At 62.3% G+C, this 25,584-nt stretch carries 18 protein-coding genes; 2 read left to right on the top strand and 16 right to left on the bottom strand.

All coding sequences use genetic code 11. The features are described from left to right. Positions 1–53: 53 nt before the first annotated feature. The 9 genes from hutH (C1X29_RS13785) to hutC form a co-directional block, all read right to left on the bottom strand. Positions 54–1,586, bottom strand: coding sequence for a histidine ammonia-lyase (hutH, locus tag C1X29_RS13785; RefSeq protein ID WP_102717667.1), 1,533 nt, complete (start codon positions 1,584–1,586; stop codon positions 54–56). 117 nt (positions 1,587–1,703) lie between these two features. After that, positions 1,704–3,227 (bottom strand): histidine ammonia-lyase, encoded by a 1,524-nt coding sequence (gene hutH / locus C1X29_RS13780; protein WP_102717666.1) that lies wholly within the window; start codon positions 3,225–3,227, stop codon positions 1,704–1,706. A 145-nt stretch (positions 3,228–3,372) separates the two neighbouring features. Continuing rightward, positions 3,373–4,203 carry a glycine betaine/L-proline ABC transporter ATP-binding protein gene (locus tag C1X29_RS13775; RefSeq protein WP_052266509.1) on the bottom strand — a complete coding sequence of 277 codons (831 nt, stop codon included), beginning with the start codon at positions 4,201–4,203 and terminating at the stop codon, positions 3,373–3,375. Continuing rightward, positions 4,200–5,051 (bottom strand): proline/glycine betaine ABC transporter permease, encoded by an 852-nt coding sequence (locus tag C1X29_RS13770; protein WP_007952475.1) that lies wholly within the window; start codon positions 5,049–5,051, stop codon positions 4,200–4,202. The genes C1X29_RS13775 and C1X29_RS13770 overlap by 4 nt, the downstream gene beginning before the upstream one ends. Before the next feature lie 84 nt (positions 5,052–5,135). Continuing rightward, entirely contained in the window at positions 5,136–6,104 is a 969-nt protein-coding gene (locus C1X29_RS13765) for an ABC transporter substrate-binding protein (RefSeq protein ID WP_064382816.1), read from the bottom strand. Between the two features lie 70 nt (positions 6,105–6,174). Continuing rightward, entirely contained in the window at positions 6,175–7,647 is a 1,473-nt protein-coding gene (locus tag C1X29_RS13760) for a cytosine permease (RefSeq protein WP_102687878.1), read from the bottom strand. Between the two features lie 77 nt (positions 7,648–7,724). Further along, positions 7,725–9,407 (bottom strand): urocanate hydratase, encoded by a 1,683-nt coding sequence (hutU, locus tag C1X29_RS13755; RefSeq protein WP_039764719.1) that lies wholly within the window; start codon positions 9,405–9,407, stop codon positions 7,725–7,727. A 420-nt stretch (positions 9,408–9,827) separates the two neighbouring features. Continuing rightward, positions 9,828–10,397 carry a HutD family protein gene (locus tag C1X29_RS13750; protein WP_102717665.1) on the bottom strand — a complete coding sequence of 190 codons (570 nt, stop codon included), beginning with the start codon at positions 10,395–10,397 and terminating at the stop codon, positions 9,828–9,830. Further along, positions 10,394–11,104, bottom strand: coding sequence for a histidine utilization repressor (hutC, locus tag C1X29_RS13745; RefSeq protein WP_170844914.1), 711 nt, complete (start codon positions 11,102–11,104; stop codon positions 10,394–10,396). Before hutC ends, C1X29_RS13750 begins: the two co-directional genes overlap by 4 nt. Before the next feature lie 146 nt (positions 11,105–11,250). Between hutC and C1X29_RS13740 the strand changes: the two genes are divergently transcribed. Then, complete coding sequence (locus C1X29_RS13740) at positions 11,251–12,615, top strand: formimidoylglutamate deiminase (RefSeq protein ID WP_102717664.1); 1,365 nt, start codon at positions 11,251–11,253, stop codon at positions 12,613–12,615. A gap of 173 nt (positions 12,616–12,788) precedes the next feature. Here C1X29_RS13740 and C1X29_RS13735 read toward each other — a convergent pair whose 3' ends face one another. Both C1X29_RS13735 and C1X29_RS13730 read right to left on the bottom strand, forming a co-directional pair. Then, positions 12,789–13,358 carry a lipocalin family protein gene (locus C1X29_RS13735; protein WP_085746391.1) on the bottom strand — a complete coding sequence of 190 codons (570 nt, stop codon included), beginning with the start codon at positions 13,356–13,358 and terminating at the stop codon, positions 12,789–12,791. A 31-nt stretch (positions 13,359–13,389) separates the two neighbouring features. Next, positions 13,390–13,644, bottom strand: a complete 255-nt coding sequence (locus C1X29_RS13730; protein ID WP_007952486.1) for a hypothetical protein — start codon at positions 13,642–13,644, stop codon at positions 13,390–13,392. 282 nt (positions 13,645–13,926) lie between these two features. Between C1X29_RS13730 and C1X29_RS13725 the strand changes: the two genes are divergently transcribed. Then, the gene (locus tag C1X29_RS13725; protein ID WP_203546252.1) at positions 13,927–15,819 is read left to right on the top strand and encodes a methyl-accepting chemotaxis protein; all 1,893 of its coding nucleotides are present in this window, start codon (positions 13,927–13,929) and stop codon (positions 15,817–15,819) included. A gap of 202 nt (positions 15,820–16,021) precedes the next feature. Here the strand turns inward: C1X29_RS13725 and C1X29_RS13720 are convergent, their stop codons facing one another. The 5 genes from C1X29_RS13720 to C1X29_RS13700 all read right to left on the bottom strand — a co-directional run bounded on the left by C1X29_RS13720 (position 16,022) and on the right by C1X29_RS13700 (position 25,344). Next, entirely contained in the window at positions 16,022–16,624 is a 603-nt protein-coding gene (locus tag C1X29_RS13720; RefSeq protein ID WP_102717663.1) for a DUF924 family protein, read from the bottom strand. 3 nt (positions 16,625–16,627) lie between these two features. Beyond that, complete coding sequence (locus C1X29_RS13715; RefSeq protein WP_007952492.1) at positions 16,628–17,638, bottom strand: class 1 fructose-bisphosphatase; 1,011 nt, start codon at positions 17,636–17,638, stop codon at positions 16,628–16,630. A gap of 195 nt (positions 17,639–17,833) precedes the next feature. Next, the gene (locus C1X29_RS13710) at positions 17,834–19,198 is read right to left on the bottom strand and encodes a DUF3999 domain-containing protein (RefSeq protein ID WP_102717662.1); all 1,365 of its coding nucleotides are present in this window, start codon (positions 19,196–19,198) and stop codon (positions 17,834–17,836) included. After that, positions 19,195–22,791 (bottom strand): DUF2339 domain-containing protein, encoded by a 3,597-nt coding sequence (locus C1X29_RS13705; protein WP_102717661.1) that lies wholly within the window; start codon positions 22,789–22,791, stop codon positions 19,195–19,197. The genes C1X29_RS13710 and C1X29_RS13705 overlap by 4 nt, the downstream gene beginning before the upstream one ends. Positions 22,792–22,893: 102 nt before the next feature. After that, the gene (locus C1X29_RS13700) at positions 22,894–25,344 is read right to left on the bottom strand and encodes a glycogen/starch/alpha-glucan phosphorylase (RefSeq protein WP_085746386.1); all 2,451 of its coding nucleotides are present in this window, start codon (positions 25,342–25,344) and stop codon (positions 22,894–22,896) included. Positions 25,345–25,584 lie beyond the last annotated feature (240 nt).

Genomic DNA, 25,584 nt, shown 5'->3' with positions numbered 1-25,584 from the left:
TGGGGTGAGGGGGATCGGTTTCCCGGACGACAAAAATCCCCCTGAAAAAACGCTTACAAACTAGGCAGCAACTTCGCCGGAACCAGTTCAGTCAGGACCCGCGAAGCCAACAGTTCGGTCGCCGCGTTGATATCCGGCGCGAAGAAGCGGTCCTTCTCGTAGAACGGCACTTCGCGACGCAGAATCCCTCGGGCCAGTTCCAGTTTGGCCGAAGTTTTCAGGCCGTTGCGCAGATCAAGCCCCTGCACCGCCGCCAGCCACTCCACCGCAAGAATCCCGCGGGTATTCTCAGCCATTTCCCACAGGCGCTTGCCAGCGGCCGGGGCCATCGACACGTGGTCTTCCTGGTTGGCAGAAGTCGGCAGGCTGTCCACCGAATGCGGATGGGACAGCGCCTTGTTCTCGCTGGCCAGGGCCGCAGCGGTCACCTGGGCGATCATGAAGCCGGAGTTCACGCCGCCATTGGCCACCAGGAACGGCGGCAGTTGCGACATGTGCTTGTCCATCATCAGCGAGATACGACGCTCGCTCAGGGAACCGATTTCGGCAATGGCCAGGGCCATGTTGTCAGCGGCCATGGCTACCGGCTCGGCGTGGAAGTTGCCGCCGGAAATCACGTCGCCTTCGGCCGCGAACACCAGCGGGTTGTCGGATACGGCGTTGGCTTCGATGGCCAGCACTTCGGCGGCCTGGCGGAACTGAGTCAGACACGCGCCCATGACTTGCGGCTGGCAACGCAGCGAGTACGGGTCCTGCACCTTTTCACAGTTCTGGTGCGAGTCGGAGACTTCGCTGCGCTCGCCCAGCAGATCGCGGTAAGCGGCAGCAGCGTCGATCTGGCCTTTCTGACCACGGGCGGCGTGGATGCGTGCGTCGAACGGCGAACGCGAGCCGAGCACCGCTTCCACCGTCAGACCGCCCAGCGCCAGTGCGCCAGCGAACAGGTCTTCACCTTCGAACAGACCACGCAACGCGAATGCGGTGGACACCTGAGTGCCGTTGAGCAGCGCCAGACCTTCTTTCGCCGCCAGGGTCAGCGGGGTCAGACCGGCGACTTTCAGCGCTTCGGTCGCTTCCATCCACTCGCCCTTGTAACGCGCCTTGCCCTCGCCCAGCAGCACCAGCGACATGTGCGCCAGCGGTGCGAGGTCACCGGAGGCACCGACCGAGCCTTTCAACGGAATGTGCGGATAGACCTCGGCGTTGATCAGCGCGATCAGCGCATCGATCACCACCCGACGAATGCCGGAGAAACCACGGCTGAGGCTGTTGACCTTGAGCACCATGATCAGGCGCACCAGCTCATCGCTGATCGGCTGGCCGACGCCGGCGGCGTGGGACAACACCAGCGAGCGCTGGAGGTTTTCCAGGTCTTCGCTGGCGATGCGGGTCGAGGCCAGCAGGCCGAAACCGGTGTTGATGCCGTACGCGGTGCGGTTTTCCGCGAGGATCTGCTCGACGCAGGCAACGCTGGCTTCGATCTGCGCGCTGGCGCTGTTGTCGAGGGTCAGCTTGACCGGGTTCTGATAAACGTCACGCAGTTGGGCCAGGCTCAGTTGGCCGGGGATCAGGTTCAGCGCAGTCATTTAAATGCTCCTTTTGAGGCATTGTTATTAACTACCAGTCGCTCCGGAGCATTCCGTTATCCGTCGCCTCTCGTCTTTTGGACGATCCGCGCCTTGGCACGCTGGTATGGGTAGTTGTCAGTGCAGATTGGGTAATGCGTTGTGCAGTAGATCCGGGTCTTTCAGAACGCCTGCAGCAGCGGCGATGTCCGGCGCCAGCCAGCGGTCCTGATCGTAGGCCGGGACTTTTTCGCGCAGCAGTCGCCAGGCGGTATCGGTGCCGGCGCCGAATCGCTGTTCCTTGAGAAATTCAAACGCCTGGGCCGCCAGCAGGTACTCGATGGCGAGGATCTGCGTGCAGTTTTCCAGCGCGCGATGCAGCTTCAGCGCGGCGTTGGTGCCCATGCTCAGATGGTCTTCCTGCAGGCCCGAGGTGACGTAGTTGTCGAGCACCGCCGGTTGCGCCAACTGGCGGTTTTCCGCGCACAGCGACGCGGCGACGTATTGCACGATCATCATCCCGGAGTTCACCCCCGGATTGGCCACCAGAAACGCCGGCAGACCGCTGACGTGCGGGTTGATCAGGCGATCCAGACGCCGCTCGGCAATCGAGCCGATTTCAGCCATCGCAATCGCCAGCAGATCCGCCGCCAGCGCCACCGATTGTCCGTGCGGGTTGGCCTGGGACATCACCCGGAAGTCATCCGGCGTGCCCAGCAGCAACGGGTTGTCGGTGCAGCCGTTGAGCTCGGTTTCGATCTGTTTGATCGCGTGTTCCAGTTGATCGCGCGCAGCACCGTGCACCTGCGGGATCGAGCGGATGCTCAAGGCATCCTGCGTGCGAATGCCTTTGCTCGACTCAATCACTTCACTGCCATCGAGCAAGGCGCGCAAATTGACGCCGACCTGCTGCATGCCCGGATGCGGCTTGAGCGCAATGATCTCGGCATCGAACGCGGCGATCTGGCCGCGCTGGGCCTCGAAGCTCATGGCGCCGATCACGTCGGCCCATTGCAGCAGACGCGTGGAGTCGGCGATCGCCAGGCAACCGAGGCCGGTCATGCACGGCGTACCGTTGACCAGACACAGACCGTCCTTCGCCCCGAGCTGAACCGGTTGCAGGCCCTCTTCGGCCAGCGCCTGCTGTGCAGACACGATCTGCCCGCGATAGCTGACATTGCCCACGCCCAGCAGCGCGATGCCGATGTGCGCCATGTGGGTCAGGTAACCCACCGAACCCTGCGACGGCACTTGCGGGGTGATGCCGCGATTGAGCAGCGCCAGCAGCGCTTCGACCACCCGACGATGAATGCCGGATTTGCCGTGGCTGTAGTTGCGGATCGCAGCGCACATGATTGCGCGGGTCTGCTCATCGGCCAGTACCGGACCGACGCCGCAGGCATGGCTGAGCAAGGTGTTGCGCGACAGCTGACTGAGCTGCTCGTCTTTCAGCGAAACGTTGCACAGCGCACCGAGACCGGTGTTCACACCATAGGCGCGCTCGCCGCTGGCAACGATACGCTGGACGATGCCCTGCGCGTTTTCAATGCGCGCCCAGGTCTGCGCCGACAGCTCGAGCTGCGCTCCGTGACGGGCGACTGCGACCACATCCTGCCAACGCATCGTAGCGTCGGCGATAACGACTTTTTCAGCCTGGGACATCACTTACCTCAACCATAATTTTGATGCAGCTTCACCGGCCTCATCGCTGGCAAGCCAGCTCCCACAGAATCTCCGCTGCTCACACAATCCCTGTGGGAGCGGGCTTGCCCGCGATGAGGCCAGTCTGTGCACTGCAAAACTCAGATCAGACCACCGCCGCCCGCCGCTGCACGAAACGGTCGACATACTCGTCCGCCGGCGAATGCAGGATCTCTTTCGGCGTGCCGACCTGGATCAGGCGGCCGTCCTTGAGGATCGCGATGCGGTTGCCGATGCGCACGGCCTCGTCGAGGTCGTGGGTGATGAAGACGATGGTCTTGTGCAGGGTCTTTTGCAGCTCCAGCAACTGGTCCTGCATCTCGGCGCGGATCAGCGGATCCAGCGCACTGAACGCTTCGTCCATCAGGATGATGTCGGTGTCCGCCGCCAATGCCCGGGCCAGACCCACACGCTGGCGCATGCCGCCGGAGAGCTGGTGCGGGTATTTGTTTTCGTAGCCCTTGAGGCCCACGGTGTTGATCCAGTGCAACGCACGTTCGGCGCACAGCTGCTTGCTCTCGCCGCGCACTTTCAGGCCGTAGGCGACGTTGTCGAGGACGGTCTTGTGCGGCAGCAGGCCGAAGCTCTGGAACACCATGCTGATCTTGTGCCGGCGAAATTCGCGCAGGGCTTCCATGTCGTATTGCAGGATGTCCACGCCGTCCACCAGGATCGCGCCGCTGGTCGGGTCGATCAGGCGGTTGAAGTGGCGCACCAGCGTCGATTTTCCGGAGCCGGACAGGCCCATGATCACGAAGATCTCGCCGGTGCCGATGCTCAGGGACAAGTCGTTGACCCCGACCACGCAACCGGTTTCGTTCAGCACCTGATCCTTGGTCTTGCCCTGACCGACCATCGCCAGGGCGTCCTTGGCGCGGTTGCCGAAAATCTTGAAGACGTTTTTGACTTCGATCTTGCTCACGGTTGCGTTGCTCATTTGCTCACCTCATGCCGTGGCCGACCATACGCCTGGGTAATGCGGTCGATGACCACTGCGAGAATCACGATCGCCAGACCGGCTTCCAGGCCACGTCCGACGTTGAGGGTCTGAATGCCCACCAGCACATCTTCACCCAGGCCACGGGCGCCGATCATCGAGGCGATCACCACCATCGACAGGGCCATCATGGTGGTCTGGTTGATCCCGGCCATGATGCTCGGCAGGGCCAGCGGCAGTTGCACGCCGAACAGTTGCTGCCAGCGGTTGGCGCCGAAGGCGTTGATCGCTTCCATCACTTCACCATCGACCTGGCGGATGCCCAAATCGGTCAGGCGGATCAGCGGCGGCGCGGCGTAGATCACGGTGGCGAAAATCGCCGGCACCTTGCCCAGGCCGAACAGCATCAGCACCGGAATCAGGTACACGAAACTCGGCATGGTCTGCATGATGTCGAGCAGCGGCATCAGCACCGAACGCAGGCGATTGCTGCGCGCCGAGAGAATCCCCAGCGGTACGCCGATCAGCACCGAAATGACCGTCGCCACCATCATCAGCGCGAGGGTCTGCATCAACTTGTCCCACAGGCCGACGGCGCCGACCAGGAACAACAGACCGACGATCACGGCGGTGGTCACGACTTTGCGCGTCGCATGCCAGGCCACGACGCCGACGATGGCCAGCATCAACCACCACGGCGCGGCGCGCAGCAGGCCTTCAAGATTGACGATGGCCCACAGCAGGGTGTCGGAGATATGGCGGAACACATCGCCGTAGTTGGTGACCAGCGCATCGACCCAACCGTTGACCCAGTCGGCGATGGAAAAGGTAAAGCTTTCGGGAAACATAAGCGGCTCTCAATCAGGAAACTCAATCAAGCGATTGCGGCGAACACCCCGGCCAGCCTCTCGGTTGGCCGGGAGGAATTCGACCTACAGCGCCGCGTCGATTTTCTTGGCAGCGTCTTCACTCACCCACGCATGCCAGACCTCAGGATGTTCCTTGAGGAAGATTTTCGCCAGTTTTGGCGACTCGATACGTTCCTTCGCCATGCGGCCCAGGTTCTGGTTCAGCAGGTCGATCGGCAGGTTGACCTTTTCCAGCACGGCCACCAGTTCCGGCGCTTGCTCGTGGAAGGTCTTGGACAGACCGACCTTAATGGTCACGGTCTTGTCGACGCCCGGTTTTTCTTCCAGTTTGACTGCGTCGATCTGGCCCATCAGCGGGGTTGGCGACCAGTAGTAGAACAGGATCGGCTCGCCACGCTTGTAGCTCGACAGCACGGCCGCATCCAGCGCTGGACCTGTGCCCGGACGGAAGTTGGTATAGCTGTTTTCCAGGCCGTAGCTTTTCAGCATTTCGCTGTTGTCCAGCTCGCAGGTCCAGCCGGCCGGGCAGTTGTAGAAGCGGCCCTTGGAAGGCTCTTCGGCGTCCTTGAAGATGGCGGCGTATTTGCCCAGGTCGGCGATGTTTTTCAGGTCCGGCGCCTTGGCTTCGAGTTTGCGTTTGGCGTCGCCTTCGATCACGTAACGCGGCACGTACCAGCCTTCGATCGCCCCCACCACCGGGGCGCCGACACCGACGACCTTGCCGGCCTTCTCGGCCTTGTTCCAGACCTCGCTGCGGCCAACCCATTCTTCGGCGAAGATCTGGATGTCGTTGCTGCTCAGGGCGTTTTCCATGGTGATGGAGTTGCCCGGCAGGCTGTCGGTCTTGCAGTCGTAACCTTTTTCCAGCACCACCTGCAGAACGTCGGTCAGCAGCATGCCGCTTTCCCAGTTCAGGCCGGCGAATTTCACCGGTTTGCCGGACTCGCACCAGCCGGCGGCCTGGGTCGCGCCGGCGCTGGCCAGCAGGCCCATGGAAAGCAATGTGGTCAGCAGGGTCTTGTTCGATTTCATTGTTGTGACGCTCCTAATCATGAATTGGCTTACGGCAGTCAAGAGGCATCCAGCCCTGTCCACATCCAAATCAGGCCTGCGCCGCAGCGCGACCGGCCCCGCTTGTTTTAGGTTGTACAACGCTGTCCTGCTCGACGGGCAGAATCAGTCGATCGGGTACGGTGCCGTGCCATTTTTTCGCGCAGACGTAGTACAGCGCTGCGGGCAGCACGAGACCGATGATCCAAGAAATATCCACATCCCCCAGGGCCGCTACCAATGGACCGGTATAGAACTTGGTGGAAATGAACGGCAGTTGCACCAGCACCCCGAACACATAAACGCTGATACCGAGGAGGTTCCAGCGGCCGTAGCGACCGTTCGGATCCGCCAGCGCCGGTACGTCATAGCGCTCACGGGTGATGCAGTAGTAGTCCACCAGGTTGATCGCGCTCCACGGCGTGAAGAACGCCAGCAGGAACAGGATGAAGGACTTGAACGCACCGAGGAACGAATGCTGGCCGAGCAACGCGATCAGGGTCGCCGCGCCGACGATCACCAGCACGAACACCAGACGCTGCATCCGCGAAACCTGCAAGTTGCCACGGAAGCCGCTGATGATGGTCGCGATGCACATGAAGCTGCCGTAGGAGTTCAGGGTGGAGATGGTGACCTTGCCGAACGCGATGCTGAAATACAGCAGCGCGGCGGTGGCACCGGTCCCGCCCAGACCGACGATGTAAGCGACTTCATGACCGGCGAATTGCCCGTTGGCCGAAGCGGCCGCGAACACACCGAGGATCATCGCCACCTGGGCACCGATCACCGAACCGGCACCGGCGGCGAAGAAGGTTTTCACCGACGACACCTTGCTCGGCAGGTAGCGCGAGTAGTCCGCCACGTACGGGCCGAAAGCGATCTGCCAGGAGGCCGCGAGCGACACCGCCAGCAGGAAACTGCTCCAGCTGAAGTGACGGATTTCCAGAAGTGCGCCGACGTCCACCTGACTCATCAGACGACTGAACAGGTAAACGAAAGCAATCACGCCAATGGCACTGGCGATGCGGCCGATCCAGTGAATCACCCGATAGCCGAGCACCGTGACCACCACGATGACGCTGGCGAAAAGCAGGATGCCGACGGTGTCGCTGACCCCGAACAACTGGCCCAGCGCCTGACCGGACAACACAGTCCCGGTGGCGGTGAAGCCGAGGTACATCAGGCACACCAGCACGATCGGAATCGCCGCGCCGTAAACGCCGAACTGCACCCGGCTGGAAATCATCTGCGGCAGGCCAAGCTTCGGCCCTTGCGCCGCATGCAGCGCCATCACCCCGCCGCCCAGCAGTTGACCGATCAGCAGACCGATCAACGACCAGAACACATCGCCGCCCAGCACCACGGCCAGGGCCCCGGTGACAATCGCGGTGATTTGCAGGTTGGCACCCATCCACAGGGTGAACTGACTGAACAGACGACCGTGTCTTTCCGCTTCCGGGATGTAGTCGATCGAACGCCTTTCGATCAACGGTTTACTGCCTGCACGATCGGTGTTGCCCGCCATGATTCAACCTCTGTGGATTGTTCTGGTTATTGTTGTTGTGGCCCTGCGGGAGCGAGGGTGCCCGCTCCCGCAGATGTTCACTTGCCGGTGATCATCGGCAGGTTCAGCCCTTGTTCCTTGGCGCAGTCGATGGCGATCTGGTAACCGGCATCGGCGTGACGCATGACGCCGGTGCCCGGGTCGTTGTGCAGCACGCGAGCGATACGCTCGGCCGCTTCGTCAGTACCGTCGCAGACAATCACCATGCCCGAGTGCTGGGAGAAGCCCATGCCGACGCCGCCGCCGTGGTGCAGGGAAACCCAGGTCGCACCGCTCGCGGTGTTAAGCAGCGCGTTGAGCAGCGGCCAGTCGGAGACTGCATCGGAGCCGTCCTGCATCGATTCGGTTTCGCGGTTCGGGCTGGAGACCGAGCCGGAGTCGAGGTGGTCGCGACCGATCACGATCGGTGCCGACAGCTCGCCGCTGCGGACCATTTCGTTGAACGCCAGACCGAGCTTGGCGCGCAGGCCCAGGCCGACCCAGCAGATACGCGCCGGCAGACCCTGGAAGCTGATGCGCTCGCGGGCCATGTCCAGCCAGTTGTGCAGGTGGGCGTCGTCCGGGATCAGTTCTTTGACTTTCGCGTCGGTCTTGTAGATGTCCTGCGGGTCACCGGACAGCGCAGCCCAGCGGAACGGGCCGATGCCACGGCAGAACAGCGGACGGATGTAGGCCGGTACGAAGCCCGGGAAATCGAATGCGTTTTCGACGCCCTCTTCCTGAGCCATCTGACGGATGTTGTTGCCGTAGTCGAAGGTCGGCACGCCCATTTTCTGGAAGTCGAGCATGGCTTTGACGTGAACGGCCATCGATTGCTTGGCGGCCTTGACCACAGCGGCTGGCTCGGTCTTGGCGCGGGCGCGGTATTCGTCCCAGGTCCAGCCGGCCGGCAGGTAACCGTTGAGCGGGTCGTGGGCGCTGGTCTGATCGGTGACCATGTCCGGGCGCACGCCGCGCTTGACCAGTTCCGGAAGGATTTCAGCGGCGTTGCCGCACAGGGCGATGGAAACCGCCTTGCCTTCGGAGGTGTATTTGGCGATGCGGGCCAGCGCGTCGTCGAGGTCTTTGGCCTGCTCGTCGACGTAGCGGGTCTTGAGGCGGAAATCGATGCTGATCTGCTGGCATTCGATGTTCAGCGAGCAGGCACCGGCGAGGGTCGCGGCCAGTGGCTGGGCGCCGCCCATGCCGCCGAGGCCGGCGGTCAGTACCCATTTGCCGGTGAGGTTGTCGTTATAGTGCTGGCGACCGGCTTCAACGAAGGTTTCGTAGGTGCCCTGGACGATGCCCTGGCTGCCGATGTAGATCCAGCTGCCGGCGGTCATCTGGCCGTACATGGCCAAGCCTTTGGCGTCGAGTTCGTTGAAGTGTTCCCAGGTCGCCCAGTGTGGCACCAGGTTGGAGTTGGCGATCAGTACGCGCGGGGCGTTGCTGTGGGTTTTGAACACGCCGACCGGCTTGCCCGATTGCACCAGCAGGGTTTCGTCTTCGTTGAGGTTGGTCAGGCTCTCGACGATCTTGTCGTAGCACTCCCAGTTACGCGCCGCGCGACCGATGCCACCGTAGACCACCAGCTCTTTCGGGTTCTCGGCGACTTCCGGGTCGAGGTTGTTCATCAGCATGCGCAGCGGCGCTTCGGTCAGCCAGCTCTTGGCGGTCAGCTTGTTGCCGCGTGCGGCACGGATTTCGACGTCACGAAACTTAGTGGTTTTGTTGTCAGTCACGAAAAAGACTCCTCAGCGATCAATTCAAACCAACCCTGGCAGTGGGCAAGCAGCCTGTGCGCCTCAGTGCGCGACAAGCGAATCAGTGGACGCTGCGGAGAGTCTCGTTCGACTCATACGCATACGTCTTTACTTGTACATACAAGCATATGCAATCGAGCGGCCAACTTGTTGGAGGGTCGTTCAACAAAAATCCCGGACAGGGCTGGAAAGCGCCTGAATCAAGGGCTCTGGCATTCATGAAATTTTTCGCGGGGTGGATTGAGGGTAGCGAGAGGTTGTTACGGGAGCGTGGTTCTGCGCCACGCTGGGGCGTTCGGTAACAAGTTGGTGCGCATTTCGGGAACGTCGGGACGAAAAAAAACCGCTGCGTTCAAAGCAGCGGTTTTTGATCGTTCCCACACAGAGCGTGTGAAGGAATCAGCGCGGGGACAGTTCGATCACGCAGCAGCCGGCATTGACGGCAATCTCGGTCAAACCGGTGTTACCGTCCAGCTGCAGGCAGTCATAGCGTCCGAGTTGCGAGGCGCTGTCACCGACCGCGACCTCCAGCAATTCGCTGACGCTGAAGACCAGTAAGGTGCTCGCCGAACTGAAAAACCGCTGCTCGCCGTCCAGCCATTGCAGGCGTGCGCTGTAACGCTGGGGTGAGTAGATCAGGTTGAAGTCGCGGATTGCGCCACCGAGCAAGGTGCAGGACACCTGGCTCTCGCCGCTGAAGGCAAACGGGTCGAGGGGTAACAACGGCCGGGTATCGTCGCCGTCGACACACAGGGTCATGCCGTCGCCCTGCAATACCGTGATGACCCGCTGGTAACCGGCGAAGGTCGAGAAACCGCCAGATTCAGCGATGTCGGCAATCGACAGACGCCAGCCAAAACCGTCGAGGCCGGCGCCGGCGTCACGGGTGATTTCCTCGGTGCTGCCGCCGCCGTTTTTCCACGGCATGCGCGGGTAGCCTTCAGCGCGTAAAACCTTGAGTTGACTCATTTATGAAACCGACCTTCCAGACGATGACGAGAACCGGGGTGGATCAGGCGCGCCGCCGTCACCGGCTGACGACCCGACCACGTACGACGGCGGATCAGCAGGCACGGCTCGCCTTTTTCGATCTGCAGCAATTTGCATTCGGACGCTTCGGCAAGGATCGCTTCGACCACGTGCTCGCCTTCGGTCAACGGTGCGACCTGGTTCAGATAGGCGTAAGGCGTCTGCAGGGTGAAGTCCTGCTTGAGGTATTCCGGGGCGACCAGCGCGTTGACGAAGCGGTCTTCGATCTGCACCGGAATGTCGTTTTCGTAATGCACGATCAGCGAGTGAAAGACCTTCTGCCCTTCGCGCATGTCCAGCGCCAGCGCGCGCTCGGAACCGGCAGCCTCTTCTTCCAGGGTGATCACCTGGCAGGTGTGGCGATGGCCACGAGAAGCAATTTCGTCGGCGATGTTGTGCACTTCGAACAGCGCGGACTGGCTCTTCGGCTCAGCAACGAAAGTGCCGACGCCTTGCATGCGTACCAGCAGGCCGTCGGCGGTCATTTCCCGCAGCGCGCGGTTGATGGTCATGCGGCTGAAACCCAACTGGCTGACCAGCTCGCTTTCCGACGGCACGCGGTAATGCGGCGGCCAGTTACCGCTGTCGATCTGCTGGGTGATCATCTGTTTGACGCGGGCGTACAAGGGCGCCGGACTGTCGCCCATGTTCGCGGCCAACGGGGAGACTGGAGGCGGAGTCGGCACGGTGGATCCCTGTTCATTGGATGAAAGTTGCTAGCTTGCCGGAGTTTACCGGGCAGGCAAACGTCTGTATATGTATATACAAATAACACACGATGGGGTGCTGAACCATGTCCGCCTTCTTTGCCGAACGCGCGCTGCTGCCTAACGGATGGGCCAACAATGTACGTCTCGAGGTCAGCGCCGATGGCGTGTTGACCCGAATCCAGGCCGATTCCACTGCAGATGGCGCCGAACGGCTGAGCGGTCCGCTGCTGCCGGGGATGCCGAATCTGCACTCCCACGCGTTTCAGCGAGCGATGGCCGGACTTGCAGAAGTGGCCGGCAATCCCAACGACAGTTTCTGGACCTGGCGCGATCTGATGTACCGGCTCGTCGGAAAAATCAGCCCCGACCAGCTCGGTGTGATTGCCCGTCAGCTGTACATCGAAATGCTCAAGGCCGGTTACACCTCGGTCGCCGAATTCCATTATGTCCACCACGATCACAACGGCCAGCCTTACGCCGACCCGGCCGAACTGGCGTTGCGCATCAGCCAGGCGGCCAGCTCGGTCGGCATCGGTCTGACGCTGTTGCCGGTGCTCTACAGCCACAGCGGTTTCGGCGGCCAGACGCCGAACGAAGGCCAGCGCCGTTTCATCAACAGCACCGAAAACTACCTGAAGCTGCAATCACGCCTGCAACCCCTGCTGGCGCAGCAAAAGGCGCAGTCGCTGGGCCTGTGCTTCCACTCGTTGCGCGCGGTCACGCCGCAGCAGATCAGCGAAGTGCTGGCGGCCAGCGACAAGCAATGCCCGGTGCACATCCACATCGCCGAACAGCAGAAGGAAGTCGACGACTGCCTGAACTGGAGCGGTCGTCGCCCGTTGCAATGGCTGTACGAAAACACCGAAGTCGATCAGCGCTGGTGCCTGGTGCATGCGACCCACGCCAATCCGGAAGAAGTCACGCTGATGGCCGAGAGTCGCGCCATCGCCGGCCTGTGCCTGACCACCGAGGCCAACCTCGGCGACGGGATTTTCCCGGCGGTGGATTTCCTCGCTCAGGGCGGGCGCATGGGCATCGGCTCCGACAGCCATGTGTCGTTGAGCGTGGTAGAGGAATTGCGTTGGCTGGAATACGGCCAGCGTCTGCGCGATCAACGGCGCAATCGCTTGTATGGCGCGGATCAGCCGATGGTCGGCCGTACGCTGTATGACGCGGCACTGGACGGTGGCGCTCAGGCGCTGGGCCAGCCAATCGGTGCGCTGGAAGTTGGCAAGCGTGCCGACTGGATTGTGCTCGATGGGAGCGATCCCTATCTGGCCACGGCCAGCGGTGACGGGATTCTCAATCGCTGGCTGTTTGCCGGTGGCGATCGCCAGGTGCGCGACGTGCTGGTCAACGGTCAGTGGGTCGTGCGCGAGGGGCGACATGCCGGGGAAGAGGACAGCAATCGCGCCTTTACCCAGGTCCTGCGAGACCTTTTGGGCTGACACAAAAAAACCTGTGGGATTGTCCTCCACAGGTTTTTTTCACCTCTGTTACTGATCGTTCCCACGCTCTGCGTGGGAATGCAGCCCGGGACGCTCCGCGTCCCAAAAGCGGACGCAGAGCGTCCATTGAGGCATTCCCACGCGGAGCGTGGGAACGATCAGAACAGGAGAAGTCAGTTGGACGTCTTGGCCATCTGCTGATCCGAAGTACGCCAGATCAGGCGCGTGGTGTCATAACCCTGCTGACGCGCCTTGCTCAGCAGTTCCTCACGCACCACACCGTTGACGGTCGGCGTGCGGGACAACAGCCACAGGTAGCGACGACTCGGGTCGCCCACGAGGGCGGTCTTGTAGTCATCGCTGACGTACAGCACCCAGTATTGACCCTTCGCCACACCCGGAATCAGACGCGAGAACCAGGTATCAAATTCGACCCACAGCTTGTCGGTCTTGCCCGGCACCTGTGGATAAGCCGTGCCTTTGACTTCTTCCCACGTCCAGTCCGCCGTCAGGCAGCGGTTGTACACCGCGATATTGCCGTCGGGCTTTAGGGAATAACGGGCTTCGGATTGCGCGCAGTTGCGCTGGAAATACATCGGCAGACGCGCCAGTTCGTACCAGGTGCCCTGGTAACGCTTGAGATTGACACTGTTGACCGTCTTCGGCGCCAGCGGATCTTCACCGGACGTGGCGCAGCCGGCCAATACCAGGCCGGCCAAAAGGACAAGCAATAACCGCTTCATTGTTTTTCTCCCGTGGGCGCGTAGCCCCGGTTTACTTCAGGCCTTGGCCGGAAAACATCAGCACTTTGTCACCGGCGTACTGCACGCTGATAAAGCTGTTCTTGTCGCCCCAGGTGCAACTGGACATGCCGAGCGCGCCCGAGCAATCGGTGGGCTTGCCAAGCAGCGTCTCCACTTCGGCCTTGGCCATGCCGGCCGAGAGCTTCGAATAGTTTTCCTGATTGACCTTGCTGCATGCGGCCAACAGCACGCAAAACGACAGCAGGGCGATAGATCGCAGCGACATGGTGTAACTCCTGGAACGGAAGGGGGATGGCATGGCGCCAACCAGAAGCTTAGAAGAGAAAACCCCTGTCTGGTTCCCTGGGAGACTGGCTATTTGTTAGCCCGCTCGTCCGGCTTTCGCCGGTAAATCAGACAGTTTGTAAGGCTATCGAGCATTTCGTCGCTTTTAGCAAAAAGCGCCTAATCTTTGGCGCGCGGCGGTCGAAATAAGAGCAGCGCAAAGCCCCAGAGTGTGGCAAATTGCCGCCCTTTCTTGACCAGCCCCTTCGCGGTAGCTCACTTAATGACCAGAAACATGAAATTCAGCCACAAGATCTTGTTGGCTGCCGCCCTCGTGGTGGCCGTTGCGTTCGCCTGTTTCATTTTGTTCAACGACTATCGCCAGCGCGAAGCCCTGCAAAGCAGCACCGAAGCGTCGATGCAGGAACTGGGCAGCCTGACCACCAGCAACATCCAGACCTGGCTGGAAAGCCGCATCCAGTTGCTGCAATCGATGGCGCAACAGGTTGTCGCCGACGGCAACGCCCCGGCCAGCCTGAAACGCATCATCGACCTGCCCGCCTACACCGGCAATTTCCAGCTCAGCTACTTCGGCGGCGCCGACGGCGTGATGTTCTCGGTCCCGGCCGGCAACCGCGCGCCGGATTACGATCCGCGCGCCCGTGGCTGGTACAAGGCAGCCAACGCTGCGCAACAGACCATCGTCACCGAACCGTACATCGCCGCCTCGTCGGGCAAACTGGTGATCACCGTCGCCACCCCGGTGCAGCGCCAGGGCCAGATGATCGGTGTGGCCGGCGCCGACATTGACCTGTCGAGCGTCAGTGCGATCATCAACTCGCTGAACTTCGGCGGCCATGGTCACGCCTTCATCGTCGGTGCCGACGGCAAAATCCTGATCCACCCGGACAGCAAGCTGGTGCTCAAGACCCTGGCCGAGGCCTACCCCAACGGCGCGCCGAAAGTCAGCCCGGGTCTGAAAGAAGTCGAGTTCGACGGCAAGACCCAACTGATCTCCTTCACCCGCGTCAACGGCGTGCCGTCGGCCGACTGGTACGTGGCGCTGGTGCTGGACAAGGACACCGCGTTCTCGATGCTCAGCGAATTTCGCACCTCGGCGCTGATCGCCATGGTCATTGCGGTAGTGATCATCATCGCGCTGCTCGGCATGCTGATCCGCGTGCTGATGCAGCCGCTGCTGACCATGGGCCGCGCCATGCACGACATCGCCGAAGGCGAAGGTGACCTGACCAAACGCCTGACCATCCACGGCCACGATGAATTTGGTGCGCTGGGGCTGTCGTTCAACCGTTTCGTCGAGCGCATCCACACCTCGATCCGCGAAGTCTCCTCGGCCACCGGCCAGGTCAACGAAGTCGCCCTGCGCGTGGTCGCGGCGTCCAACTCGTCGATGTTCAACTCCGACCAGCAGGCCTCGCGCACCAACAGCGTGGCCGCCGCGATCAACCAGCTCGGCGCCGCCGCCCAGGAAATCGCCCAGAACGCTGCCCTCGCCTCGCAACACTCAAGCGACGCGCGCAGCCTGGCCGAAGACGGCCAGCAGGTTGTGGATAAAACCATCCACGCGATGCAGCAGCTGTCGGCGAAGATCAGCGACTCCTGCGGCAACATCGAAACCCTGAACAGCAACACCGTGAACATCGGGCAGATTCTGGAAGTGATCACCAGCATCTCCCAGCAGACCAACCTGCTGGCGCTCAACGCCGCCATCGAAGCGGCCCGTGCCGGTGAAGCCGGTCGCGGATTCGCCGTGGTCGCCGACGAAGTGCGCAACCTGGCACACCGCACCCAGGATTCGGCGCAGCAAGTGCAGAAGATGATTGAAGAGCTGCAAGTCGGCGCGCGTCAGGCGGTCGGCATCATGACCGAGAGCCAGCGTGAGAGCGAAAGCAGCGTCGGCATCGCCAACCAGGCCGGCGAACGTCTGGGCAGCGTGACCCAGCGCATCGGCGAGATCGACGGCATGAACCAGTCGGTGGCGACGGCGACTGAAGAGCAGACGGCGGTGGTCGAGTCGATCAACGTCGATATCAACGAGATCAACACGCTGAACCAGGAAGGCGTGGAGAACTTGCAGGCGACGTTGCGGGCTTGTGCGGATCTGGAGCAGCAGGCTGCTCGGCTGAAGCAGTTGGTGGGTAGCTTCAGAATCTGAAGATCAAGAGCTTACCCCCTCACCCCAACCCTCTCCCCCAAGGGGGCGAGGGGAAAGGGAGCCGATCTCTGTCGCTTTCCAGACCTGAGTTCAACTCGGTATTTCAAGTCAGCGTAACTCGAACATCCAACTCGGTCAGTCCCCTCTCCCTCCGGGAGAGGGTTAGGGTGAGGGCTGGTTTTTGAGGTTGCCGAAAATCGCCCTAAAACCGCGACCCCGGCTCTTTCAAAAACGCCAACTCCTCAACCGTAGACTCCCGCCCCAACACCGCATTGCGATGCGGAAACCGCCCAAACCGCGCAATCACCCGCTGATGCCGCTCGGCATAATCCAGGTTGTCGGCAAACACCCCGCGCTCCGCTTCCGGCTGTTCCGCCACCAGCTCGATGAATCGGGAGACCGCTTCATTCTGCACCGCGAGGTTTTCGCAGTGTTCGAAGACGAGGTAGATGAAGAGTCGCTGGATCGGTTTCAACTGCCGATCGAAGTCTGCGGCAATCCCCTGAGCCACCAGTTTCTGTGCCCGTAGATCACCGGAAAAAGCCTTGGGCGTATCGCGAAAAATCATTCGCGGGAGTTGGTCGAGCAACAGCACCACCGCCAGCCAGCCTTCGGGACGTTGCGTCCACTCGGTCAATTCGCCAGCGAGAGCCTGATCGACAAAGACCCCGAAACGCTCACGCGCTTCGAGGTCCTGGCTGTCTTTCTTGCCGAACCACAACTTGCCCTGTTGCGCCGAAACTTCAGTGGCTGATTCGGCATGACCGAACCACCAATCGAGCAACGGCTGCCAGGGCGCGTTCATGGTTTATTCCTTGTGGTAAGCCGTGGCGCGGGCGACTTCTTCTTTCGAGCCGAGGAACACCGCTACGCGCTGGTGCAGGCCTTCAGGCTTGATGTCGAGAATGCGCTGGTGACCGTCGGTGGAAGCGCCGCCCGCCTGTTCCACCAGGAACGACATCGGGTTGGCTTCGTACATCAGGCGCAGCTTGCCCGGCTTGGACGGCTCGCGGCTGTCGCGCGGGTACATGAACAGACCGCCACGGGTCAGGATGCGGTGCACGTCGGCAACCATCGCCGCAACCCAACGCATGTTGTAGTTCTTTTTCAGCGGGCCTTCTTCACCGGCCAGCAGTTCCGAAACATAGCGTTGTACCGGAGCTTCCCAGTGGCGCTGGTTGGACATGTTGATGGCGAATTCCTGGGTGGATTCAGGAATGGTGATGTCTTCGTGGGTCAGGACGAAGCTGCCCATTTCGCGGTCCAGGGTGAAGCCTTTGACACCGTGGCCCAGGGTCAGCACCAGCATGGTTTGCGGGCCGTAGATCGCATAACCGGCGGCAACTTGCTGAGTGCCTGGCTGCAGGAAGGCCTTTTCATCCAGGGCTTCGTTCTGGCTCAGGTATTCGTTCGGGCAACGCAGCACGGAGAAGATGGTGCCGACCGGGGCGTTGATGTCGATGTTCGACGAACCGTCCAGCGGGTCGAATACCAACAGGTAGGCGCCTTTCGGGTATTTGCCCGGGATCTGGTAGGCGTTGTCCATTTCTTCGGACGCCATGCCGGCCAGGTGACCGCCCCACTCGTTGGCTTCGAGCAGGATTTCGTTCGACAGCACGTCGAGCTTCTTCTGCACTTCGCCTTGCACGTTTTCCGTGCCCATGCTGCCCAGAACACCGCCCAGGGCGCCTTTGGACACGGCGTGGCTGATCTCTTTACAGGCACGCGCCACCACTTCGATCAGGAAACGCAGATCGGCAGGAGTGTTGTTGCTGCGGGTCTGCTCAATCAAATAGCGACTCAGGGTAACGCGGGACATGGACGGCTCCGGTGGAATGGGGGGCTAAAAACCCGCGCAGTTTACAGGGAGTCTGAAACCGTAGCGAGCAATGACGCCCGGTAACGTGCGTCGGGTGCAATTCCTGCAATCAGACGTGATCGAACCGAGAGAGTTCAGGCACCGGATTCAGCGTAGTTGGAAACCCGACGGGTGTAGAGGCCACACCCGTCCTATTCAGGACTTGGCCGGCGGCTTGCGCAGCAGACTGAAAGCCATTGCCGCCAGAAACAGCACGCTGAGCAGCAACACCGCCCACAGGCCGAATTTCTTCCAGTTGGTATCCGCCGTGGTCGAGGTGGTGGCCGTCGAAGTCTGGGTCGCCAGCGCTTCGCCCTGCACCGTGGCCTTGCCCAGCGTGGCCAGTTTCTCCGGTTTGAAATCGGGGATCAGCGTGGTCAGCGGCAGGTTCGCCGTCTTCACGGTCGGATTGCCCAGCGCCAGGCTGTACGGCCCGTCACCCCGGGCGAGGAAGATAACCTGAGTGGCGCGCATCGCGTATTTCACGCTCGGCGCCTGCTCGCCGAGACCGCCGCCGCGTTCGTCGACCGTCAGTTTCAACTGCTGCACGGTCTGCCCGTACAGCTGCAATTCGTTCTGCACCACGTCCTGGCCGTTCTGGGTCAGGCGATAGAGCAAGCCGCTGCTCAGCGGTTGCCACGGCAGACTGTTTTCGCGACGCCCCGACAACGTCACCGGTGCCAGGCTGTTGGCCTGTTTCAGTTCGACCTGCACCCGCTCGATGTTCAGCCCCATCGGCAACTGCCAGGTGTATTCGCCGGGCTTGCCGCTGCTGCCGGCCAGCGCCGGCGACCAGACCAATGGCAGCGGCAGGTTGCGCGGGTCGCTGCTTTTCAGTTGCACCGACGTCAGGACCGGCGCCGAGGCCGGTGAATCCCACAGCAGACGCAGATACCGCGCCGATTGCCCCGGCAGCGCCACTTCATGCTGCTCGACCCGTTCGTCGGCAAAGGTCAGGCGCGCGACCTGGCCTTCGCCCCAGGCCTGCCAGTGCTGCAAGTCGTCGCTGGCCTCGATGCTGAAACGCTGGAAGCCGTCGCGCTCGCTGGTCCAGTCGAGGATCAATTGCTGCAACGGCGCCTTGATCGCGCTGGCATCGAGCAGCCAACCGCGCAGCACTTCCTCGCCCGCTTCCAGTTGGCTGGACGGCTGCACTTCCACCAGCGTACCGGTGGTGGTGGATTGCACGCGGACGCTTGGCGCGCGCTCGGTGGCATCCGCCGAGTTGTACAGCGGGAACCACTTCACCTCATGCAACTGACCGTCGTCGCGGGTCTGGGCTGATTCCCGGGCCAGCGCATAGGCCTGCGGTTCTCCGGCGGCGTTGAACACTCGCAGGTCGCTGAGATCAGTCTGGCGCGCCTGCAACTGCACGCTCAGCGGCAGTTCGAGGCGATACCAAGGGCCGGAACCACTGACCGCCAACGGCACCTGCGCGGCGAAGTCCGCCGGTTTTTCCTGGGCGCCGGCCGTCATGGCCACGCCCAGCAACAGCCACCCGAGATTAAGCTTGCGACTCAAGACGACACTCCTTCGGTTTCCGGGGCCGGTTTGTCCGCCGCCGTTGCAGCGTCGACGCGTTTGGGCGGCAGTGGAGCAAAGTAGCCCACCACCAGCAGCAACACGCCGACGCCGATGAACGAGACGATCCGGGCCAGTCCGCCACGGTTGCTCAATTCGACAAAAATCAGTTTGGCCACCACCAGCGCAATCAGCGCCGCGCCGATCAGCCACACTTCGCGGCGATGACGCAGGTGCCCGCCGATCATCAGCCCGAGCGCCATCAGCGTCCAGACGATGGACAGACCGGCCTGCACCAGCATCGATTCGAGCAGCAGATCGAGCTCGAACGGAATCCCCGCCCAATGGTGCGCGGCGCGGGTGACCAGCGCAGTGCAGAACGCGAACAGCGAAACGCCGGCAATCAGTTGCGTCGCGTATGCCGCGTAATCCTGGCGGATCGACAGCTCGGCAACGGCGCTGCGCGACCAGACGTAGACACCGAACAGTGCAAACAGCAGACCCAACTCCAGCGGGTTAAGCAGCGGCACATAAGGCAGCGGCTCGGCATTGCCATCGCTGACGCCATTGGCCAGCCAGAACCAGACCAGCATCAGCACCGCCAACGGCGCCGCCGCGTACAGGCGATATTCGCGAGGGAACGCTGCCACCGGCCACGGCCACTGACGCGGCGCAGCCATCAGCAACAGATACACACTCGGCAGAATCGCCCAGCCCAGCCAGCGCCAGGCGTTGTACTGCTCGGACAACAGCAGCAGGCCGTAGCGCAACTCCAGCGCCAGCACGCCGATCAGCAGCCAGCAACCGAGCACATGCGCCGTGCTCAATGCCCGCGCTGGCAGCATCGGCGCCAGGCGTCGCAGGCTGATGAAATGCACGACGAACACCGCCGCCCAGGCCAGCCAGCCGAAATCCGCCGCCGGGTGATAACGCGAGTGCCACGCGCCGAGCAACACCAGCCCGGCTGCCGGAATCAGCACGGTGCAGAGCAACCCGAGCGACGGCCATTTCAGACGCAAGACCAACAACGTCCACAACGCGACGCTCAGCGCGGCGACCACCAGCAACAGCGTCGCTTGCAGATTCAGCGGCGCAAACCGCATCACTTCGCTGAACCACGCCAGCGCCCACCAACCGGCGCCCCACACCAGCAACACTTCAGACAGGCGATGCAGGCTCAGCACATCGAACGCCGAGGCGTGATTGCCCAGTTGCAGGCGCCACGCTCCGATCATCGCCGCCAGGCCCAGCACCAGTGGCGTCCAGAATCCGCCATGGGCCAGCGGTCGCAGCCCCTCGCTGGACAGCGGCCCGAGCAACTCGGGGCCGGCCAGCAAAAACGCTGCGCCACCGATCAGTTGCAACAGCAGACCGAAGACAAAACTCACGCGCTGCTTGAGGTACAGACTGAGCCAGATGATCAGCAAGCCACTGGCCGCCCACACCGCGCTCGCGGTCTGCCACGGCAGCACGAATAACACCGCCAGATTGATCAGCACCAGACCTGCCAGCAGCACCACCGACAACCCGCGCAGCAGACGAACATCGCTGCGCACCATCTCGTCGCGCGCCGCCAGCAGCATGCCGGCGATCAACGCCAGACCGATCAACGAGGCGCTGAGCAGACCGCTCCAGCCGGCGCTGAACACGGCCGCCGAATCCTCGCCCGCCCCTTGCAGGCGCAACAGGAATAACGCCCCGCCAAGCAACTGCACGGCAAACGCGGTGAACAAGAACGTGCGCGATTGCAGGCGCAAGCCGACGAACAAGGTCGCCAGCCCGGCCAATGCCCAACTGATCGCCGTGCCCTGAATGAAGAAGAACAGCGGCGCCAGCAGATACAGGAAGGTCAGCCCCAGGCACGCCAGCACCGGCAAGCCCTGACGCTCCCACAGCGAGGTTTGCTCCGGCGACGCCTTGCGCAATTGATAGAAGCTGAACAGCAACGCCGCGCCGAGCATCAATGCGCCCAACGGCGCAGCGTCGAGCAGGCTGCTTTCGCCAACCCGCAACTGACTGAGAAACGCCAGCGCCGAACCCAGTTGCAGCAGCAATGCGAAAGCCCGGGCCAACGGCCGTTGCTGACGCAAGCCCAGCCAGAAAATCCCCGCACCCTCCACCGCCCAGGCCGGGGACGTCCAGCGCGCATCCAGCCCCAGCGGAATCGCCAGGCTGGCGAAAATCACCCCGAGCGCCAGGCAAGTCTCGCCCAGCAACATCGCCCGACCGCCCATCAGCACTTTGGCCAGGGCCATGTAGATCATGCCCAGCGCCAGCGCACTGAACGCGGCAGCGAATTCAAGATGCTGGACCAGCGCGAATTGCAGGCCGAAACCCACCAGCGGCGGACCGAACAGCATCGTGCCGTCGACGTAATCGCCCTTGCGCGCCGACCAATGCAGCAGCGCCTGGCGATCGTCATCCGCCGGGGCGTCCGGCATGTCCAGCAACTTGCGTCGGGCGAACAGCAGGCCGATGGCCAGGTACATCAGGAAGAACAGAATCAGGAACGGTTCGGTGCTCCACAGCAGTTCCGGCGTGTACGAACGCAGGCCCCAGGCGAAACCGATGCCGAAGGTGCCAACGAAGCCGATCAGGTTGAGCAGGCGCCAGGCCTTGAACCAGGCGATGGCCAGGATGCCGGCGTTGAGCAGCGCGAAATAACTGAATAGCGCGACGTGGTTGCCGGCGCCGGTGGAGGTCAGGATCGGCGCGGCGAAACCGCCCAGTGCGGCGACGCAGGCCAGGGCCAGGGAATCCTGGGTGATGGCCAGAATGGCCGAAAACACCGTCACCGCCACCAGCAAGCCCAGCGCAGCAGACGGATCGAGCAGCGGGTGCAGACGCATCGCCGCAAACACCGTCAGGTACAGCACCGCGATCCCGGTGCCTTGCAGCATCAAGGCGTAGCTGTTGTTGCGATGGCGCAACCACCAGCCCAGCGCCAGCAAGCCCAGCGCTGCCGCTGCGACCCCGGCGTAACGCAATTCGATCGGCACCACCATGCCTTCGGTGGCGTAGCGCAGCAGGAACGCCAGACCGAAGAACAACAGCACCACACCGACCCGCAGCACGGTATTGCCACCGAACAGCCAGTTGCGCGCAGCGCTGATGCCGCGTTCGATAAGGTTCGGGCCACGAGGTTCGGCGGGTTGTCGGGGTTCAGGTTCAGGCGTAACGGCGTCCAGACGCCAGACATCGACCGGCAGCGGCTGACCGGGTTCGCTGGCGGCGACGGCGACAGGTTCGAGTTCGGGTGGCAGTTCCCAGACCAGCTCGGGTTCTGCGGCAGCGGGTTGTTCAAATACCGTGACGGGTTCAACGATCGTTTCGCTGGCCGGCGCGACACTCGGCGGCGCTGGCGAATGCGCTGGAGCGCCCTCCAGCAGAAACAGTCGCTGTTCGACGCCCTGCAACGCAATCTTCGCGTGATCCAGCTGACGCTGTTGCTCGACAGCCTGTGAACCGAGCCGGGCAATCCGCATCGCCTGCCCGATGGCGAGCCCCAGCAACGCGCCCAACAGTGCATCGCTGAACGACTCGTCGAGCAGCCAGCCGAGCAGCAGCCCGATCAACATGAACATCCATTGCATGGTCGATATCCCTGAGCAGCCCCGTGGCGGGGCGGAACCAAGGCTCAGTATATCGGCCCGGCCCAACAATCGTGGGGCCAGGCGCACATTTGTCGCTAAAAGTTACTCGAGTGCCTTCCAGATATCCGTGGCGTACTCGCGGATTGTCCGGTCGGACGAGAACCAGCCCATACGCGAGGTGTTCAGCACCGCCGAACGCCACCAGTTGTTGGCGTCGTGCCAATGCGCATCGACACGCATCTGCGCCTCCCAGTAGGAGTCGAAATCGGCGCAAACGAAGAACCGGTCGTAATCCACCAGCGAATCGATCAGCCCGGTGTAGCGCGACGTGTCGTCCGGCGAGAACACCCCGCTGCGGATCGCCTGCAACACATCGTTGAGGCGATGGGACGCGGCAATGTCCGGCACCGCGCTGAACTCGTGGTTCTGCTTGCGCGCCTCGACCTGCTGGGCGCTGAGACCGAAGATGAACATGTGCTCGGCGCCGATGTTTTCGCACATTTCCACGTTGGCACCGTCGAGGGTGCCGATGGTCAGCGCACCGTTCAGGCCGAACTTCATGTTGCTGGTGCCCGAGGCCTCGAAACCAGCGGTGGAGATCTGCTCCGACAGGTCCGCTGCTGGAATGATGCTCTCCGCCAGGCTGACATTGTAGTTGGGCAGGAACACCACTTTGAGCAGACCGCGCACGGTCGGATCGTTGTTCACCACCCGGGCGATGTCGTTGGTCAGCTTGATGATCAGCTTGGCCTGGTGATAACTCGCCGCGGCCTTGCCGGCGAAGATTTTCACCCGTGGCACCCAGTCGATTTCCGGCTCGGCGCGGATCGCCTGATACAGCGCGACGGTGTGCATCAGGTTGAGCAACTGACGTTTGTATTCGTGGATCCTTTTGACCTGCACGTCGAACATCGCCGCCGGATTGACCGCAATCCCCAGCCGTTCATGGATCAGGTAAGCGAGGGCCTTTTTGCTGTGCAGCCGCTGCTCGGCGAAGGCTTTGCGGAAGGCGGGTTTCTCGGCGAACGGTTCAAGATCGAGCAGTCGCTGTTCGGGGTTATCCAGAACATCCGCGCCGAGGGAATCGACCAGCATCGACGTCAGTTCCGGGTTGGCCTGATACAGCCAGCGGCGGAAGGTGATGCCATTGGTCTTGTTGTTGATCCGCTCCGGATACAGCTTGTGCAGTTCGGCGAACACGGTTTTGCGCATCAGTTGCGTGTGCAGCCCGGACACGCCGTTGACGCTGTGGGAACCGAGGAATGCGAGGTTGCCCATGCGCACCCGTCGGCCGTTGTCTTCCTCGATCAGCGACACCGCGCGCAGCACGTCGAAATCGTGGATGCCCTTGGCCCGCAGCGAATCGATATGCTGGGCGTTGATCAGATAGATGATCTGCATGTGCCGCGGCAGCATGCGTTCCATCAGCCCCACCGGCCAGGTTTCCAGCGCTTCGGGCAGCAGCGTGTGGTTGGTGTACGACAGCGTGTCGACGGTGACTTGCCACGCCGCGTCCCAGGCCACGTCGTAGACATCGACCAGTTGGCGCATCAGTTCGGCGACAGCGATCGAGGGGTGGGTGTCGTTGAGCTGGATCGCCGCGTGATCGCCGAGGGTCAGCACCGAGGTGTGCATGTTGCGATGACGGCGCAGCAGGTCCTGAAGCGAGGCGGCGACGAAGAAGTATTCCTGACGCAGGCGCAGTTCCTGCCCGGCTTCGGTGCTGTCCGCCGGGTAGAGCACGCGGGAGATACTCTCGGCCCGGGCCACTTCGGCGACGGCGCCCAGGTGGTCACCGGCGTTGAAGCGCTCCAGATGCAGGTCCTCCATCGCCCGCGCCCGCCACAGGCGCAAGGTGTTGACGCTCGCCCCGCGCCAGCCGACCACCGGGGTGTCGTAGGCAATCGCCCGGACGGTTTCCGCCGGGTGCCAGACTTGCCGGGACTTGCCGCTGGCGTCGGTGACGGTCTCGACGCTGCCACCAAAGCCGATCGGATAGACCACCTCTGGCCGCTCGAACTCCCAGGGGTTGCCGAAATCCAGCCAGTGCTCGGTCTGTTCCTGTTGCCAACCGTCGACAATCGCCTGACGGAACAACCCGTGCTCATAACGAATGCCGTAGCCGTGGCCGGCGATGCCGAGGGTCGACATGCTTTCCATGAAGCACGCCGCCAATCGTCCGAGGCCACCGTTGCCCAGCGCCGCATCCGGCTCCAGGATGCGGATGCGCTCCAGATCGACGCCCAGCTCGGTCAAGGCTTCACGGGCGACGTCCAGCAAACCGAGGTTGCTCAGGCTGTCGTAGAGCAAACGGCCGATGAGAAATTCCAGCGAGAGGTAATACACCCGCTTCTGGCCTTTGCGGTAGATCTGCCGGGTATGGTCCATCCAGTGCTCGACCATGTGATCGCGCGCCGCCAGGGCGATGGCTTCGAACCAGTCATGGTCGAAGGCGTGATCCGGGTCTTTGCCCACCGCGTAGGTGAGTTTGGTCAGGACGGCGTCGCGGAATGCGGCCACCTCTGCTTCGCGAACTAGTGGTTCTTGAGTCATCGATAGGACCTCGAGCGAGCGGGGAGTTGTCAGAGCCTAGACGGTCTGACCGACGGTAAGGGCTCTGGTTCGGCAGTTTTTACCGAGAGTGTGAGATCGACCGGCAATACTCTGGCGAATGCCTCAATGAATGCAGGGGCCGTGCCGAATTGTCGGACGATGTGCGCGCATGAAGAAAAAATCTGGCGAAAGGTTGTTCAAAAATCCACCAGTCCCGGTATGATCGCGCGCCCTGACGCA

The organism is Pseudomonas sp. GW456-12-10-14-LB2, from assembly GCF_002884345.1.
GTDB lineage: Bacteria > Pseudomonadota > Gammaproteobacteria > Pseudomonadales > Pseudomonadaceae > Aquipseudomonas > Aquipseudomonas paraglycinae.
Note: the sequence above shows the minus strand (reverse complement) of the source record. Positions and strands in the feature narration are given on the sequence as shown.